This is a genomic window from Dactylosporangium maewongense, from assembly GCF_039531485.1.
Taxonomy (GTDB): Bacteria; Actinomycetota; Actinomycetes; order Mycobacteriales; family Micromonosporaceae; genus Dactylosporangium; species Dactylosporangium maewongense.
Genome location: NZ_BAAAQD010000010.1, coordinates 228,068 through 242,915 on the forward strand (window position 1 = coordinate 228,068; position 14,848 = coordinate 242,915).

Genomic DNA, 14,848 nt, shown 5'->3' on the forward strand with positions numbered 1-14,848 from the left:
CAGCCCTTGGCGCCGCCTGACGCCGGGGGAACCGCAGGCAAACCTGTAGTCAACACTGAATGACTGGGAGATCGGTATGGGCATCAGCCTGACCAAAGGTGGCAACGTCTCACTGACCAAGCAGGCGGGTCCCGCCGGTCTGACGGCGGTGACCGTCGGCCTCGGTTGGGATGTCCGCACGACGACCGGCACCGAGTTCGACCTCGACGCCTCCGCGATCGCCACGAACGCCGAGGGCCGGGTCTACTCCGACAAGCACTTCGTCTTCTACGGCAACCTCGCCACCCCGGACGGCCACATCCAGCACACCGGTGACAGCCTGACCGGTGAGGGCAGCGGCGACGACGAGCAGATCAAGGTCAACCTGGCCGGCCTGCCCGCCGATGTCGACAAGATCGTCTTCCCGGTGTCCATCTACGACGCCGACACCCGCTCGCAGTCCTTCGGCCAGGTCCGCAACGCCTTCATCCGCGTGTTCAACAGCGCCGACGGCGTCGAGCTCGCGCGGTACGATCTCAGCGAGGACGCTTCCACCGAGACCGCGATGGTGTTCGGCGAATTGTACCGCAATGGCGAGGAATGGAAGTTCCGCGCCGTCGGTCAGGGATACGCATCCGGCCTGCGGGGCATCGCCGGGGACTTCGGCGTCAACGTCGGATAGTAAGGTCGGCGCACCGCAACTTCCCTGATGAGCCCGAAACGGTGTGACAGATGTTCCTGAAGACATTCGGCTGGTCGCTGGCGGTCACCGTGGCGACACTCATTGCCGCCTTCTTCCTCGGCGGGCCCTCCGCGTTCCTGATCGTCGCGATCCTGTGTGTGCTGGAGATCTCGGTGTCGTTCGACAACGCCGTGGTCAACGCGACCGTCCTCGGGCGGATGAACGCCTGGTGGCAACGGCTGTTCCTCACCGTGGGTGTGCTCATCGCCGTCTTCGGCATGCGGCTGGTCTTCCCGCTGCTGCTGGTCGGCATCACCGCCCAGCTCAACCCGGTCGACGTCGTCCGGCTCGCCCTCGAGGGCGGGTCGGTCGACGAGCCCGGCACCTATGCCGCGCTGCTGCACGAGGCGCACCCGAGCATCGCCGCCTTCGGCGGCATGTTCCTGCTCGTGCTCTTCCTCGACTTCATCTTCGAGACCCGCGAGCACACCTGGCTGACCTGGCTGGAGAAGCCGCTCGCGAAGATCGGCAAGCTCGACCAGCTGTCCGTGGTCATCTCCCTGGCCGTCCTCGTCATCGTGGCGGAGACCCTCGCCAAGGACGTCGGCACGGTCATGGTCTCCGGCGTGCTCGGTATCGCCGTGTACATCCTGGTCAACAGCCTCGGTGAGCTCTTCGAGAACGCGGGCGGCCTCGGCGACGACGAGGAAGAGGACGAGGACGAGAAGGCCGCCGCGGGTATCCACGGCGACGCCGGCGACATCGACAAGGGCAAGTCCGGCGGCCCGAACGCCGTCGTGCAGGTGGCCGGCAAGGCCGCGTTCTTCCTGTTCCTCTACCTCGAGGTGCTCGACGCGTCGTTCTCCTTCGACGGTGTCATCGGCGCCTTCGCCATCAGCCAGAACATCTTCGTCATCGCCGCCGGCCTCGGCGTCGGTGCGATGTACATCCGGTCGCTGACGGTCTACCTGGTCCGCAAGGGCACCCTGAGCGAGTACGTGTTCCTCGAGCACGGCGCGCACTGGGCGATCGGCGCCCTCGCCGCGATCCTGCTGGTCGGGATCAAGTTCGAGGTGCCCGAGGTCATCACCGGCCTGATCGGTGTCGGCTTCATCCTCGCCGCGTTCCTGTCCTCGGTGGTCCTCAACCGGCGCAACAGCGCCGCCGAGGCGGCCGAGGAGCGGGCCGAGAGCCTCGCCGGCCGTTCGTAACCCCCCGCAACTCAAACCCGCGTACCCCGTCCGGGAAAGGCAGGCAACGCCGTGACGAATCCGAACAACCCGGTCTCGCTGTCCAAGGTCACGCTGACCAAGGCGGCGCCGGCTGTCTCGCTTGCCAAGCAGGGCGGGGCCGCGGGCATCCTCCGGGTCAACCTCAACTGGGCGCAGCCCGCCGCCAAGGGCGGGCTGTTCAGCCGCAAGCCGAAGGGCGTCGACCTCGACCTCGGCTGCCTCTACGAGTACAGCGACGGCTCCAAGGGCGTGGTCCAGGCCCTCGGCGACTCGCTGCGTGACGTGCACACCCTGGGCCGCGACCCGATCTGCCGCCTCGACGGCGACGACCGGAGCGGCACCAGCACCGGCGGGGAGAACCTCTTCGTCGACCTGCGGTATGCGGCGAACATCCGCCGCATCCTGGTGTTCGCGTTCATCTACGAGGGCACCCCCAACTGGGCCGCGGCCCAGGCCGTGGTGACCTTGTTCCCGGTCGCCGGCCCCCAGCTGGAGATCCACCTCGACGAGCCGGACCCGGCCGCCATGATGTGCGCGATCGCCATGATCGAGGGCAACGGCAACGACGTGTCGGTGCGCCGTGAGGTCCGCTACATCCGCGGCGGCCAGCGCCTGCTCGACGAGACCTACGGCTGGGGCATGCGCTGGGCGGCCGGACGGAAATGACAGCTTCGCCGACAGCAATCGGGAAGGCATACGTATGGGTGTGAGTCTGAGCAAGGGCCAGTCCGTCTCCCTCGTGAAGGGTGGCGGTGGCACGCTCACCAAGGTCCGCATGGGCCTGGGCTGGGACGCGATGAAGAAGAAGGGCCTGTTCGGCGGGTTGAAGACCCAGTCGATCGACCTGGACGCGTCCTGCCTGCTGTTCGACAGCGCCAACCAGCTCGTCGACCAGGTGTGGTTCCGCCAGCTGCGCAGCAACGACGGCGCCGTCCAGCACACCGGCGACAACGTCACCGGCGCGGGCGAGGGCGACGACGAGAGCATCATCGTCGACCTGGTCGCGCTGTCGCTGAACGTCCGCACGCTGGTGTTCGTGGTCAACTCGTTCACCGGGCAGAGCTTCGCCCAGATCGAGAACGCGTACTGCCGGCTGGTCGACGAGACGAACGGCGCCGAGCTGGCCCGCTTCGACCTCAGCGGCTCGGGCCCGCACACGGCGCAGGTCATGGCCAAGGTCACCCGCGACCAGCAGGGCTGGACGATGACCGCGCTCGGCACCCAGGCCTCGGGGCGCACGTTCCGCGACCTGCTCCCCGCGGTCGCCGGCCACCTCTGATCGAAACCTTCACGACGCCCGTTCCGCGAGACCGCGGGGCGGGCGTCGTGCGTTTCCGGATACCCCGCCGGAGGCCGGAAACGCCCGGAAACGGCGCCGCCCGTGCACGGCGGAATCCGTACACGGGCGGCGGCGGAAATGCGACAGGGAAAGCGATTCAGCCCCGCACCGGGGACGGCCCGGAAACCGTGATCTGCTCGGAATCCGGGGCCGGCTCGGAAAGGCGGCGGGCGGCGATCACGTGCACCGCGAACAACAGGTAGCCGACGAGCAGCGGGGCCGTCACGGGAATCATCGCGCCGATCACGGCGGCGATGGATGACACCCCGGCCACCATCGCCGCCGTGAGCGGTTGCCGCCACACGGTGCCCGCCGCCCAACGCAGCGCACCTGACCATGAACCGTGGTGGGCCAGATGCACGACGCCGAGAGCGCCGGCGGCGAGCAGTGCGGCGGCGACGGCGCCGGTCGCCACGAGCACGGGCAACCCGCCCGGGACCCGGCCTGAGGCGACGGCGCCGAGATTGAACAACAGGAGCCACGCGAGGGTGGCGGCCGCGACCGTGCAGACGGCGCCGGGCAGCAGCGAGCGCACGAACACCCGCCACAGCCGGGACGGCCGCACGGCGGAGCCCTCGATGACGTCGCGGACGGCGACCGAGCCCGCGTGCACGGCCGCGCCGGCGGTGAGCACCGGCAGGCTGCACACCGTGACGGCGATGCCGACCAGGGCGAGGTCGGCCGCCACCGTGACCGTCTCCGTGAACCCGCGACGCGCCACGGCGCTCACCCCTTCAGGCCGGAGGTGTTGATGCCCTCGACGAGCATCTTCTGGAAGGCGAGGAAGAACAGGAAGACCGGCAGCAGCGACAGGACCGACATCGCGAACATCGGCCCGATCTCCGACTGGCCCTGCGAGTCGATGAAGAGCCGCAGCGCGACCGGCACCGTGTACTTCGGCAGGTCCGACACGTACACCAGCTGGCGGAAGAAGTCGTTCCAGGTCCAGATGAACGAGAAGATCGCCGTGGTCACGAGGGCCGGGCGGCTCAGCGGCAGGATCACGTTGCGGAACACCCCGAACGTGGTGCAGCCGTCAATCTTCGCGGCCTCGTCGAGCTCGCGGGGGATGCCGCGCATGAACTGGACCATCAGGAAGACGAAGAACGCCTCGGTGGCCAGGAAGTGCGGCAGGATCAGCGGCAGGTACGGGAACTCGCCGCCGACCAGGTCGAGCTGCCGGAACACGATGAACTGCGGGACGATCAGCACGTGGCCCGGCAGCAGCAGCGTGCCGACCATGACCGCGAACCAGGTGGCCCGCCCGCGGAAGCGCAGCCGGGCGAAGGCGAAGGCGGCGAGCAGGCAGGACAGCGCGTTGCCGACCACGACCAGCAGCGACACGATCGTGCTGTTGAGGAAGAACCGGCCGAAGCTGGTGTCGAGGTGCGACCAGCCCTTCGGGTAGTTGCCGGGGGTGAACGACTCCGGGATGACCCCGGCGTTGCTCAGCATCTCCGGCTGGCTCTTGAGCGAGCTGCCGAGCACCCAGAACAGCGGGTAGAGGATGACCCCGAGCAGCGCGAGGATCACCACCGTGCGCAGGATCGACTTCATCGCTCATCCCCGTAGTGCACCCAGAACCGGCCCGTGCTGAACAGCACGACGGTGAGCAGGCCGACGGCGAGCAGGAACACCCACGCGAGCGCGGAGGCGTAGCCCATCTCGTAGTCGGTGAAGCCCTTGATGTACAGGTAGAGCGTGTACATCAGGGTCGAGTCGACGGGCCCACCGGTGCCGCCGCTGATGACGAACGCCGACGTGAAGCCCTGGAAGCCGTGGATCGTCTCCAGCACGAGGTTGAAGAAGATGACCGGCGACAGGATCGGCAGCGTGATGGACCGGAACTTGCGGAACGCGCCCGCGCCGTCGACCGACGCCGCCTCGTACAGCTCCACCGGGACCTGCTTCAGGCCGGCCAGGAAGATGACCATCGGCGCGCCGAACTGCCAGATCGCCAGCAGGATCAGCGTGCCGAGCGCGTAGTCGGGGTCGTTGACCCAGCCAGGCCCGGCGATGCCGAACACCGACAGCAGCTCGTTGAACGAGCCGTCCCGGCTGAACATCGACACCCAGACGATCGCGAGGGCGACGCTGCCGCCGAGCAGCGACGGCAGGTAGAACAGGCTGCGGTACAGCCCGACGCCGCGGACGGCCTTGTTGAGCAGCAGCGCGACGCCGAGCGCGGCGCCGAGCTTCAGCGGCGTCGCGATGACCGCGAACAGCACCGTGACCTGCACGGCGTGCCAGAACGTCGGATCCTCGGTGAACATCCGCTGGTAGTTGTCGAACCCGACCCAGTTGAGCTCGGACCAGTCCGACAGGATGTCGTAGTCGGTGAAGCTCAGCACCAGCGACATCAGCATCGGGATGGCCGTGATGGTGGCCAGCCCGACGAGCCACGGTGTCAGGAAGAGATAGCCGGCGAGCCCTTCACGACGGGGGCCCCGCGGTTCGATGCGGGGCCCCTTCGCCGCTCGGTGCAAAGGTGCCGGCGCGGTGGTCAGCGCCACTGGAAGAGCCTCACTTCGAGATCGCGGACTTCGCGGCCGTGATGAAGGCCTCGGCGGCCTGCGCGGGGGTGGCCTTGCCGGCCTGCACCGACTCGGCGGCCTTGATGAGCTCGGAGCGCAGCGTGCTGTGCCCCTTCAGCGGGACCTGCGGCGAGGGCCCGAACGTCTTGCCGAGCGTGTTCTCCACCTCGATGGAGGTCTTCATCGACGCGTCGGTGACGGTGCCCAGCACCGAGGCGCGGATGTCGAGGTTCGGCGGCAGGCCGCGGTCGGTGCCGAGGACCTTGCCGACCTCCGGGTCGTTGGCGAGGAAGTTGATGACGTCGACCGCCACGTCCTTCTTGTCACTGCCCCGGTAGACGGAGAAGTAGAGCGCCGCGCGGGCCCACTGCGCCTTGGGGTCGCCGGGGTACGCCACGACGCCGAGCTCGTCCTTCGTGTTCTTCTGAAGCTCGGGCAGCTGGTTCACCCACACCCAGGAGGTAAGCGCTTTCCCGGTCACGACGAGTTGCTTGGTGATGTCTGTGGCGTTGCCCTCGCGGATCACGTCGGCGGTCGGCGTGGCCTTGCGGTCCCGGGCGCCCTTCCACAGGTCGAACCAGGCGGTCACGTCCTGCGCCGTGAAGCCGAGCTCCTTGTCCTTGTACAGGTCCTTGTTCTGCTGGCGCAGCCAGATCCAGAACGCCTTGTAGTCCGCGCTCGGGTCCTGCGTGCCGGGGACCTTCGTGGCCGTGGTCGCCGTCGCGGCCCAGTCGACGAACGCCTCCCACGTCATGCCGGTGGTCGGCAGCGGCTGGTTCGCCGCGGCGAGCTTGGTCTTGTTGAACACCAGGCCCTGCGTGTTCTCGCCGAACGCGACGCCGGCGAGCTTGCCGTCCACGACGCCGTACTTCCACAGGCTCTCGGGGAACTTCGACGTGTCGAGCTTGTTCGACTTCTGGTACGACGTCAGGTCCAGCGTGACGTTGCGCGACGCGTACTCGGTGAGGAAGTTGTCGTCGATCTGGAAGATGTCGGGTGCGTCGTTGCCCGCGGTGAGGGTGGCGAGCTTGTCGAAGTACCCCTGGTTGGCCTGCCACGTCTTCTTGAACGTGACGTTGGGGTGCTTCTTCGTGTAGAGCGCGAGCGCCTCTTCGGTGAGCTTGGCACGGGCGTCGCCGCCCCACCAGAAGATGCTCAGCTCGACGGGCTTGGTCGAGTCGACCGCTGGTGCCTCGCCGCCCTCGTCGCCGCAGGCGGCGAGCGGAGCGAGCAACACGGCTGCGACGGCGGTTGCCAGAAGTCTACGGCGGGGTGTTCCGGACATGGGGTGTCACTCCCTGACGGTGGAAGTCTCGGGATCAATGTGGGTTGGGCCCGGTCGAGTCGCGCACGATGAGCTCCGTCTGGAGCGTCACCAGCGCGTTCGTGCGGCGTTCGTCGTCGTGCTGCAGGAGCATGTCGACGGCCGCCCGCCCGGCGGCCGCGGTCGGGGTGGAGACCGTGGTCAGCTTGGGGCGGATCAGACGGCTGAGCGAGATGTCGTCGATGCCGACGACGCTGAGCTCACCCGGGACGCTGACGCCCCGGTCGTGGAGGGCTTCGAGCAGTCCGATCGCCATGAGGTCGTTGTAGGCCAGCACGGCGGTCGCTCCGGTGGCCAGCACGGCGTCGCACGCGGCGGCGCCGGCGGCCTCGGTCGGTTGGTGCGGTCCGAGCACGTTCAGGTTGGCCCCGGCGGCCTTCGCCGCGGCCGTCGCGGAGCGCCGGATCTCCCGGTTGGTCCATGAGCCACGCGGCCCGCCGAGCAGGGCGAGGTCGGTGTGGCCGAGACCGACGAGGTGCTCGATCGCGGCCTTCGCGCCGTTCGACACGTCCATCACCACCGCGGGGAGCCCGTCGACGGCCCGGTTCACCACGACCAGCGGCACCTCGCGGCGCAGCTTCTCGATCAGGTCGTTGCTCATGCGCGGGCTGCACAGCAGCACGCCGTCGACCTGCTTGGCGAGGGCCTGGACGAGCTGCTCCTCCATGACCGGGTCCTCGTTGGTGTCGGCGACGAAGAGGTGGTAGTCCCGCTGCCGGGCCTGCGACTCCGCCGCCTTGATCAGTGGTGGGAAGAACGGGTTGGCGATGTCGGCGACGATCAGGCCGATGTTGTGCGTCCGCCCGGTGATGAGCGCGCGGGCCGCACGGTTGGGCCGGTAGCCGAGGCTCTCCGCGGTGGACAGCACCCTGCTCCGGGTGTCGGGGTTGACCAGATGCGGTGCTGAGAACGTGCGCGACACGGTGGAGACATGGACGCCGGAGGCGCGGGCTACATCTCGAATAGTGGCGGGCACGGAGTCATTAATGCAAACGGTTGCTGCCATGTCAACGCCTGTGAATGCAGAAAATCCAGGGGTATTGACCCGACGTGCGGCGGTGGAGCACAGTATCGCTGCAACCCTTTGCAGTCGCCTGCAGCAGTTCCAGGGAGCGACAACCGATGCACACCCGCTACGCGATCGTCGGCACCGGATCGCGCGCTGAGATGTTCACGCGCGCACTCACCGGGCCGCATCGCGACACCTGCGCGCTCGTCGCGCTCGCCGATCCGGAGCCGCACCGCCTCGCCGTGCACAACGCGCGGCTGCCGGCGCCGGTCCCCACCTACCCAGCCACCGAGTTCCGCCGCATGCTGCACGAGGAGAAGGTCGACGTCGCGATCGTCACCACCGTGGACCGGGTCCACGACGAGTACATCGTGGCCGCTCTGGAGTCCGGCTGCGACGTGCTCACCGAGAAGCCGATGACGGTCGACGCGCAGCGCTGCGCCAGAATCCTCGACGCGGTGCGGCGAACGGGCCGCCGCGTCCGGGTGACCTTCAACTACCGGTACAACCCACTCCATGAAACTTTCAAGCGACTGATCGCGTCGGGCGAGATCGGCGAGGTCGGATCCGTGCACTTCGAGTGGCTGCTCGACGTGCGGCACGGCGCCGACTACTTCCGCCGCTGGCACCGCGACAAGGCCAACTCCGGCGGCCTGCTCGTGCACAAGTCCGGGCACCACTTCGACCTGGTCAACTGGTGGCTCGACGACGAGCCCGCCGAGGTCTACGCGCAGGGCCGGCTGTTCTTCTACGGCGAGGCCGGCGCCGGCGCCGGCGCGCCCCGGGACCGGTTCGCGCTCGGCAGCGACCCGCACCGCGACGAGCTGTACACCGGCACCAGCGACGGATACCAACGCGACCAGGACGTCTTCGCGCCGGGCGTCACCATCGAGGACGACCTCGCCGTCCTCGTCCGCTACGCGCGCGGCGCCACGATGACCTATCACCTGACCGCCTACGCCCCCTGGGAGGGCTACCGGGTGATGTTCAACGGCAGCAAGGGCCGCCTCGAGCTGGAGGTGGTCGAGAGCGACCACGTCGCGGCCGGGGCCACCGGGCTCATCAAGGGCGACGAGCCGGGCCGGGCCACGCTGCGCGTCCATCCACATTGGAGCGAGCCGCGCGAGATCCCGATCCCTTACGAGCGGGAGGGCCACGGCGGCGGCGACGCCCGCATGCTCGCCGACCTGCTCGGTGCGGGCCCACCGAGCGGCGTCGCCGCAGCCGAGGCCGAGGACGGCGCCCGCGCGCTGCGCATCGGCCTGGCCGCCAACGAGTCCATCGCCCTCGGACTGCCCGTCAGGATTCGCAATGACTAAAACGCTGCTGCACGACGACCAGCTGCTGCCCGCCGAGCCCGGCCTCCGGTCGATCGCGCGGGAGCTGTACCGGCACGCGAAGGACCTCCCGCTCATCAGCCCGCACGGCCACGTCGACCCGGCGATCATCGCCGACGACCGGCCGTTCCCCGACCCGGCCAGGCTCATCGTCGTGCCCGACCACTACGTGACCCGGATGCTCGCCAGCCAGGGCATCGCCCCGCACGAGCTCGGCGTGCCGACCGTCGACGGCAGCCCCACCCAGACCGACGGGCGCACCATCTGGCGGCTCCTCGCCGCCAACTGGCACCTGTTCCGCGGCACCCCGTCGCGGCTGTGGACCGAACGGGTCCTCTGCGACGTCTTCGGCGTCACCGTGCCGCTGCGCGTCGACACCGCCGACCTCGTCTACGACCTGCTGTCCGAGCGTCTCGCCGACCCCGCGTTCCGGCCGCGGGCGCTGTTCGAGCGGTTCAACCTCGAGGTCCTCGCCACCACCGAGTCGCCGCTGTCGGACCTCACCGCGCACGCCAAGCTCGAGGCCGACGGCTGGGGCGGGCCGGGCGGGCGGGTCATCACCACGTTCCGCCCCGACGACGTCGTCGACTTCGAGTGGCCCGGCTGGGCCGGCCGGATCGAGCAGCTCGGCGTGACCACGTTCCCGCAGTTCCTGGAGCGGCTGCGGGAGCGGCGGCAGGCGTTCATCGCGGCCGGCGCCACCTCCAGCGACCATGGCCACCCGACCGCGGCGACCCTGGCGCTACCGGTTGCGCACGCCGCCGCGTTGTTCAACAAAGCCCTCACCGGCAAGGCCGACAGCCGCGACGCCGAGCGCTTCCGCGCGCACATGCTCGTCGAGTTCGCGCGGATGTCCGTCGAGGACGGCCTCGTCATGCAGCTGCACCCGGGCGCGGTCCGCAACCACAACACCGCCCTGTTCGCCCGGCACGGCCGCGACGTCGGCGGTGACATCCCCTCGCCGACGGAGTACGTGCGGTCGCTGAAGCCGCTGCTGGACGCGTTCGGCAATGACCCGCGCTTCCGGGTCGTGCTGTACACGCTGGACGAGACGGTGTTCACGAGGGAGCTCGCGCCGCTCGCCGGCGGCTACTCCGCGGTGTTCCTCGGCGCGCCCTGGTGGTTCCTGGACAGCCCCGAAGGGCTGCGCCGCTTCCGGGAGACGGTCACCGAGACGGCCGGCTTCGCCAACACCGCCGGGTTCGTCGACGACACCCGCGCGTTCTGCTCCATCCCCGTCCGGCACGACGTGGCACGCCGCGTCGACGCCGGGTTCCTGGCGAGGCTCGTCGCCGAGCACCGCCTGCCCCTGGACGAGGCCGCCGAGACGATCGCTGACCTCGCCTACCACCTGCCCAAACGCGTCTACGCGCGCACCGTCGGAGGAGTTCGATGATCACCGGGTTGACCGTCCACGACGTCAGGTTCCCCACCGCCGCGGCGGGTGACGGGTCCGACGCGATCAACCGGGGCGACTACTCCGCCACCTACGTCGAGCTCACCACCGCCGAAGGCGTCACCGGCACCGGGCTCACGTTCACCAACGGCCGCGGCAACGAGATCACCTGCGCCGCCGTGCGGGCCCTCGAGCACCACGTCGTCGGCCACACCGTCGAGGAGCTGTGCACCGCCGAGGGGTCCCGCACCCTCACCGCCGACGTGCAGCTGCGCTGGCTCGGCCCGGAGAAGGGCGTCATCGCCCTCGCCGCCGGCGCCGTCCTCAACGCCGTGTGGGACCTGCGGGCCCGCCTCGCCGGCAAGCCCCTGTGGCAGCTGCTGGCCGAGCTGCCGACCGCGGACCTCCTCGCCGCCGTGGACTTCCAGCACATCACCGACGCCCTCACCCGCGACGAGGCCGCCGCCATCCTCGACAAGGGCCTGCCGGAGTACGAGGAGCGCCTCGCCCACGCGCGCGCCGCCGGCCTGCCCTCCTACACGACGTCGGTCGGCTGGCTCGGCTACCCGGACGACAAGGTCCGCGCGCTGACCCGGCAGGCCGTCGCCGACGGCTGGACCGCGGTGAAGATGAAGGTCGGCGGCGCCATCGACGACGACGTGCGCCGCGCCCGGATCATCCGGTCCGAGATCGGCCCCGACGCGCTGCTCATGCTCGACGCCAACCAGGTGTGGGACGTCGACGAGGCGATCGCCAACCTCGGCCGGCTCGCCGAGGTCGACCCGTACTGGATGGAGGAGCCGACCCACGCCGACGACGTCCTCGGCCACGCCCGCATCCAGCGGGCCCTCGACGGGATCACCGGCGGCCGGTGCCGCGTCGCGACCGGCGAGGTCGCCGCCAACCGGGTCATCTTCAAGCAGCTGCTGCAGGCCGACGCGATCCGCGTCATGCAGATCGACGCGTGCCGGGTCGCCGGCGTCGGCGAGGTCCTCGCCGAGCTGCTCATGGCGGCGAAGTTCGGTGTGCCGGTCTGCCCGCACGCCGGCGGCGTCGGGCTGTGCGAATACGTGCAGCACCTCGCGTTCTTCGACTACCTGCGGATCACCGGCAGCATGGAGGGCCGGATGGTGGAGTACGTCGACCACCTGCACGAGCACTTCACCGACCCGGTCACCGTCGTCGACGGCCGCTACCGGCTGCCGGTCAACCCCGGGTACAGCGTCGAGCTGCGCCCCGAGTCGATCGCCGAGTTCTCCTTCCCGGACGGGCCGGCATGGCGCGCCTGAGCCTCTCGATGCCCCTGAAGGTCGAGCCGCTCGTGCGGCCCGGCGACGTGGGCGCCGGCATCCTCCACTTCGGGCTCGGCGCGTTCCACCGGGCGCACCAGGCGGTGTACATCGAGGACGCGATCGCCAAGGGCGGCGGCGACTGGGGGATCGTCGGCGTCGCGCCCAGCTCCCGGAACGTCCTGGAGGCGCTGCGCGCGCAGGACATGCTGTACAGCGTGCTCACCGTCGACGGGCCGGACGCGAGCGCCCGGGTGGTCGGCGCGTTCGACAGCGTGCTGCACGCCGGGTCCGAGCCGGGTGCCGTCCTCGGCCGCATCGCCGACCCGGCGATCAAGGTCGTCACGTTCACCGTCACCGAGAAGGCCTACGCGCCCGGCTCCGCCGTGCTCGACCTGCTGGTGCGGGGGCTGCGGCTGCGGGAGACTCCGCTGGCGCTGGTCAGCTGCGACAACCTCAACGGCAACGGCGAGCTGCTGCGCGGCCTCGTCGGCGACGCGCTGCAGGACCCCGACGTCATGGAGCTGCTGAGCTTCCCGGGCACGATGGTCGACCGGATCGTGCCGGCCAGTACACCGGAGACCCTGGCGACGGTGGAGTCCCTCATCGGTGCCAGGGACGAGGCCGCCATCGCCGCCGAACCGTTCCGGGAGTGGGTCGTGCAGGACGACTTCCCGGGCGGGCGGCCCGCGCTGGAGCTCGCCGGCGTCACCCTCACCACCGACACCGCACCCTACGAGCTGCGCAAGCTCCGGGCGCTCAACAGCGTGCACTCCGCCCTGGCATACCTGGGCGTCCTCGCCGGCGCGCAGACCATCGACGCCGCCCTCGCGCTGCCCGGCTACCGCGCGGCGATGGAGGCGTTCATCGAGTCCGACATCGCGCCGACGCTGTCGCTGCCCGTTCACGAGTACGGGCAGCAGGTCCTCGGCCGCTTCGCCAACAGCGCGCTGCGCTACCGCACGCTGCAGGTCGCCGGGGACGGCAGCCAGAAGCTCCCGCAACGCCTGCTCGGCACCGTCGCCGACCGGCGCGCCGCGGGGGAGGTGCCGGTGTACGCCGCGCTCGTCCTCGCCGCCTGGATCCGGTTCGTCGGCGGCCGCGCCGACGACGGCACCGAGCTGCCCCTCAACGACCCCTTGGCCGACCGGCTGCGGGGTGCGTCCACGGAGCAGCGGCTCACCATGCTGTCCCCGGGGCTCGCCGACGACGCGCCGCTGCGCGCCGAGATCGAGCGGTGGCTGCGCGACCTGGAGCGGCACGGCGCCGCGGCCACCCTGGCGGCGCTGTGAGCGCCACCCCGACGATCGCGCTCATCGGGGCGTCCGGCCACGGGCGGCGGCACCGGCAGAACATCGCGGCGCTCGGTGACCGGGTCCGTCTCGTCGCCCTCGGCGAGGTCCAGCCGATGTTCGGCGAGGAGCTTCCCGTGTACGACGACCACCGGCTGCTCCTCGCCGAGCACAAGCCGGACTACGTCGTCATCTGCACCCCGCCGCACACCCACCTGGGGATCGCGCTGGACGCCGTGCACGCCGGCGCGGACCTGCTGCTGGAGAAGCCGCCGGTCCTCGACGTCGCCGCGCACGAGCGGCTGTCCGCGGCGCTCGCCGCGACCGGGCGGCGCTGCCAGGTCGGGTTCCAGGCGCTCGGCTCGCCGACCCTGCCCGCGCTCGCGGCGCTGGACCTCGGCGAGCTGAGGCACATCGCGGTCGCCGGCGCGTGGTGGCGGCCGCTGTCGTACTGGACGCGTTCACCGTGGTCCGGCCGGCGCGCCGTCGACGGGGCCCTCGTGAACCCGTTCGCGCACGCGCTCATGCAGGCCCTCGCCATCGGCGGCGTCCGTCCACCGTGGACCCTGGAGCTGGAACGCTTCCGCAGCAGGGACATCGAGGTCGAGGACACCGCCGCGCTGCGGCTCACCCCCGCGGAAGGGCCCGTCGTGACGGTCGCGGTCACCCTCGCCTCGACCGAGTTCATCGCCGGCGACATCACCGTCACCGGCACCCGGGGCACCGCCCACGTGGTGTACCCGGAGGACCGCCTCGACGGCGCCGTCCTGCCGGGCAGGGTGTCGCTGCTGGAGAACCTGCTCTCCGGCGACCCCTTGCTGGCGCCGCTGTCGCGGACCCTGCCCTTCACGACCCTCGCCGAACAGATCATGGCCGCACCCGACCCCGTGCCGCTCGCCGGCGTGGCCCACGACGACGGCGTCGCCCTGCCCGGCATCGCCGACCTCGTGCGCGCCGCCGCCGCGCGGCACGCACTGCTCAGTGAAGTAGGAGACCTGCCATGCGCAAGCTGACCGTCGCCGACCTGCCCGACGGCGGGACCCCCGCCACCCTCGCCGCGATCGGCGCCGGCTGGGGTCCCGTCATCCGCGGCGGCATCAGCCGCTACGACGACGCCGGGCACCGCACCCACGCCGAGTCCGACCGGCACACCCACGACGTCCCCGAGATCTTCACCATCGTGCAGGGCAGCGGCCACGTCGAGATCGACGGCGCGCGGGCGGACACGTTCCGCGCCGGTGACCTGCTCATCATCCCGCCCGGCGAGGACCACCACCTCGTCAGCGACGGCGACGTTCCCCTGGTTTTCACGTGGATGCACCTCGGGAGCCTTGACCAGGCATAGGTGTCGGTCTACGTTGCTACTAGGAAGGCGCTTTCCTGAGCGTTCCGTACAGCGCGCATCGGCTGACCCGCCCAGTCCGCCCACAGAGCC

General features: G+C 70.3%; 15 protein-coding genes. 10 read left to right on the forward strand and 5 right to left on the reverse strand.

Features of this window, described 5'->3' with window-relative positions; translation table 11 throughout:
- Nucleotides 1-76: 76 nt before the first annotated feature.
- Genes ABD332_RS25510 through ABD332_RS25525 form a run of 4 tightly spaced genes read left to right on the forward strand, consistent with a single transcriptional unit; the run spans nucleotide 77 to nucleotide 3,172 of the window.
- Nucleotides 77-661 (forward strand): TerD family protein, encoded by a 585-nt coding sequence (locus tag ABD332_RS25510; RefSeq protein WP_344504627.1) that lies wholly within the window; start codon nucleotides 77-79, stop codon nucleotides 659-661.
- 50 nt (nucleotides 662-711) lie between these two features.
- Nucleotides 712-1,872: a DUF475 domain-containing protein gene (locus tag ABD332_RS25515; protein ID WP_344504628.1), complete on the forward strand. Its 1,161-nt coding sequence runs from the start codon at nucleotides 712-714 to the stop codon at nucleotides 1,870-1,872.
- A gap of 51 nt (nucleotides 1,873-1,923) precedes the next feature.
- Nucleotides 1,924-2,559 (forward strand): TerD family protein, encoded by a 636-nt coding sequence (locus ABD332_RS25520; RefSeq protein ID WP_344504629.1) that lies wholly within the window; start codon nucleotides 1,924-1,926, stop codon nucleotides 2,557-2,559.
- A 40-nt stretch (nucleotides 2,560-2,599) separates the two neighbouring features.
- Complete coding sequence (locus ABD332_RS25525) at nucleotides 2,600-3,172, forward strand: TerD family protein (protein ID WP_425552283.1); 573 nt, start codon at nucleotides 2,600-2,602, stop codon at nucleotides 3,170-3,172.
- Between the two features lie 157 nt (nucleotides 3,173-3,329).
- Here ABD332_RS25525 and ABD332_RS25530 read toward each other — a convergent pair whose 3' ends face one another.
- From ABD332_RS25530 to ABD332_RS25550, 5 genes are all read right to left on the reverse strand, one after another.
- A complete protein-coding gene (locus tag ABD332_RS25530; RefSeq protein WP_344504631.1) occupies nucleotides 3,330-3,953 on the reverse strand; it encodes a hypothetical protein in 624 nt (207 codons plus the stop codon).
- A 5-nt stretch (nucleotides 3,954-3,958) separates the two neighbouring features.
- Complete coding sequence (locus tag ABD332_RS25535) at nucleotides 3,959-4,789, reverse strand: carbohydrate ABC transporter permease (protein WP_344504632.1); 831 nt, start codon at nucleotides 4,787-4,789, stop codon at nucleotides 3,959-3,961.
- Nucleotides 4,786-5,745, reverse strand: coding sequence for a carbohydrate ABC transporter permease (locus tag ABD332_RS25540; RefSeq protein WP_425552284.1), 960 nt, complete (start codon nucleotides 5,743-5,745; stop codon nucleotides 4,786-4,788). Before ABD332_RS25540 ends, ABD332_RS25535 begins: the two co-directional genes overlap by 4 nt.
- A gap of 10 nt (nucleotides 5,746-5,755) precedes the next feature.
- Nucleotides 5,756-7,003 (reverse strand): ABC transporter substrate-binding protein, encoded by a 1,248-nt coding sequence (locus ABD332_RS25545; RefSeq protein WP_425552285.1) that lies wholly within the window; start codon nucleotides 7,001-7,003, stop codon nucleotides 5,756-5,758.
- An 82-nt stretch (nucleotides 7,004-7,085) separates the two neighbouring features.
- Nucleotides 7,086-8,066, reverse strand: coding sequence for a LacI family DNA-binding transcriptional regulator (locus ABD332_RS25550; RefSeq protein ID WP_344504634.1), 981 nt, complete (start codon nucleotides 8,064-8,066; stop codon nucleotides 7,086-7,088).
- Between the two features lie 146 nt (nucleotides 8,067-8,212).
- Here ABD332_RS25550 and ABD332_RS25555 point away from each other — a divergent pair, with 146 nt between their 5' ends.
- The 6 genes from ABD332_RS25555 to ABD332_RS25580 are packed head-to-tail and all read left to right on the forward strand — an operon-like array spanning nucleotide 8,213 to nucleotide 14,758.
- Nucleotides 8,213-9,418, forward strand: a complete 1,206-nt coding sequence (locus ABD332_RS25555) for a Gfo/Idh/MocA family protein (RefSeq protein WP_344504635.1) — start codon at nucleotides 8,213-8,215, stop codon at nucleotides 9,416-9,418.
- The gene (gene uxaC / locus ABD332_RS25560; protein WP_344504636.1) at nucleotides 9,411-10,832 is read left to right on the forward strand and encodes a glucuronate isomerase; all 1,422 of its coding nucleotides are present in this window, start codon (nucleotides 9,411-9,413) and stop codon (nucleotides 10,830-10,832) included. Before ABD332_RS25555 ends, uxaC begins: the two co-directional genes overlap by 8 nt.
- Nucleotides 10,829-12,121 (forward strand): enolase C-terminal domain-like protein, encoded by a 1,293-nt coding sequence (locus ABD332_RS25565; RefSeq protein ID WP_344504637.1) that lies wholly within the window; start codon nucleotides 10,829-10,831, stop codon nucleotides 12,119-12,121. Before uxaC ends, ABD332_RS25565 begins: the two co-directional genes overlap by 4 nt.
- Nucleotides 12,109-13,413: a mannitol dehydrogenase family protein gene (locus ABD332_RS25570; protein WP_344504638.1), complete on the forward strand. Its 1,305-nt coding sequence runs from the start codon at nucleotides 12,109-12,111 to the stop codon at nucleotides 13,411-13,413. The genes ABD332_RS25565 and ABD332_RS25570 overlap by 13 nt, the downstream gene beginning before the upstream one ends.
- On the forward strand, nucleotides 13,410-14,426 hold the full coding sequence (locus tag ABD332_RS25575) for a Gfo/Idh/MocA family protein (RefSeq protein ID WP_344504639.1): 1,017 nt from the start codon (nucleotides 13,410-13,412) through the stop codon (nucleotides 14,424-14,426). The genes ABD332_RS25570 and ABD332_RS25575 overlap by 4 nt, the downstream gene beginning before the upstream one ends.
- Nucleotides 14,414-14,758, forward strand: a complete 345-nt coding sequence (locus ABD332_RS25580) for a cupin domain-containing protein (RefSeq protein ID WP_344504640.1) — start codon at nucleotides 14,414-14,416, stop codon at nucleotides 14,756-14,758. Before ABD332_RS25575 ends, ABD332_RS25580 begins: the two co-directional genes overlap by 13 nt.
- The last annotated feature ends 90 nt before the right edge of the window (nucleotides 14,759-14,848 follow it).

Coding starts and splice junctions, on each gene's coding strand:
- ABD332_RS25510 (WP_344504627.1), top strand. CDS start 77: ATGGGCATCAGCCTGACCAAAGGTGGCAACGTCTCACTGACCAAGCAG.
- ABD332_RS25580 (WP_344504640.1), top strand. CDS start 14,414: ATGCGCAAGCTGACCGTCGCCGACCTGCCCGACGGCGGGACCCCCGCC.
- ABD332_RS25515 (WP_344504628.1), top strand. CDS start 712: ATGTTCCTGAAGACATTCGGCTGGTCGCTGGCGGTCACCGTGGCGACA.
- ABD332_RS25570 (WP_344504638.1), top strand. CDS start 12,109: ATGGCGCGCCTGAGCCTCTCGATGCCCCTGAAGGTCGAGCCGCTCGTG.
- ABD332_RS25555 (WP_344504635.1), top strand. CDS start 8,213: ATGCACACCCGCTACGCGATCGTCGGCACCGGATCGCGCGCTGAGATG.
- uxaC (WP_344504636.1), top strand. CDS start 9,411: ATGACTAAAACGCTGCTGCACGACGACCAGCTGCTGCCCGCCGAGCCC.
- ABD332_RS25565 (WP_344504637.1), top strand. CDS start 10,829: ATGATCACCGGGTTGACCGTCCACGACGTCAGGTTCCCCACCGCCGCG.
- ABD332_RS25535 (WP_344504632.1), bottom strand. CDS start 4,789: ATGAAGTCGATCCTGCGCACGGTGGTGATCCTCGCGCTGCTCGGGGTC.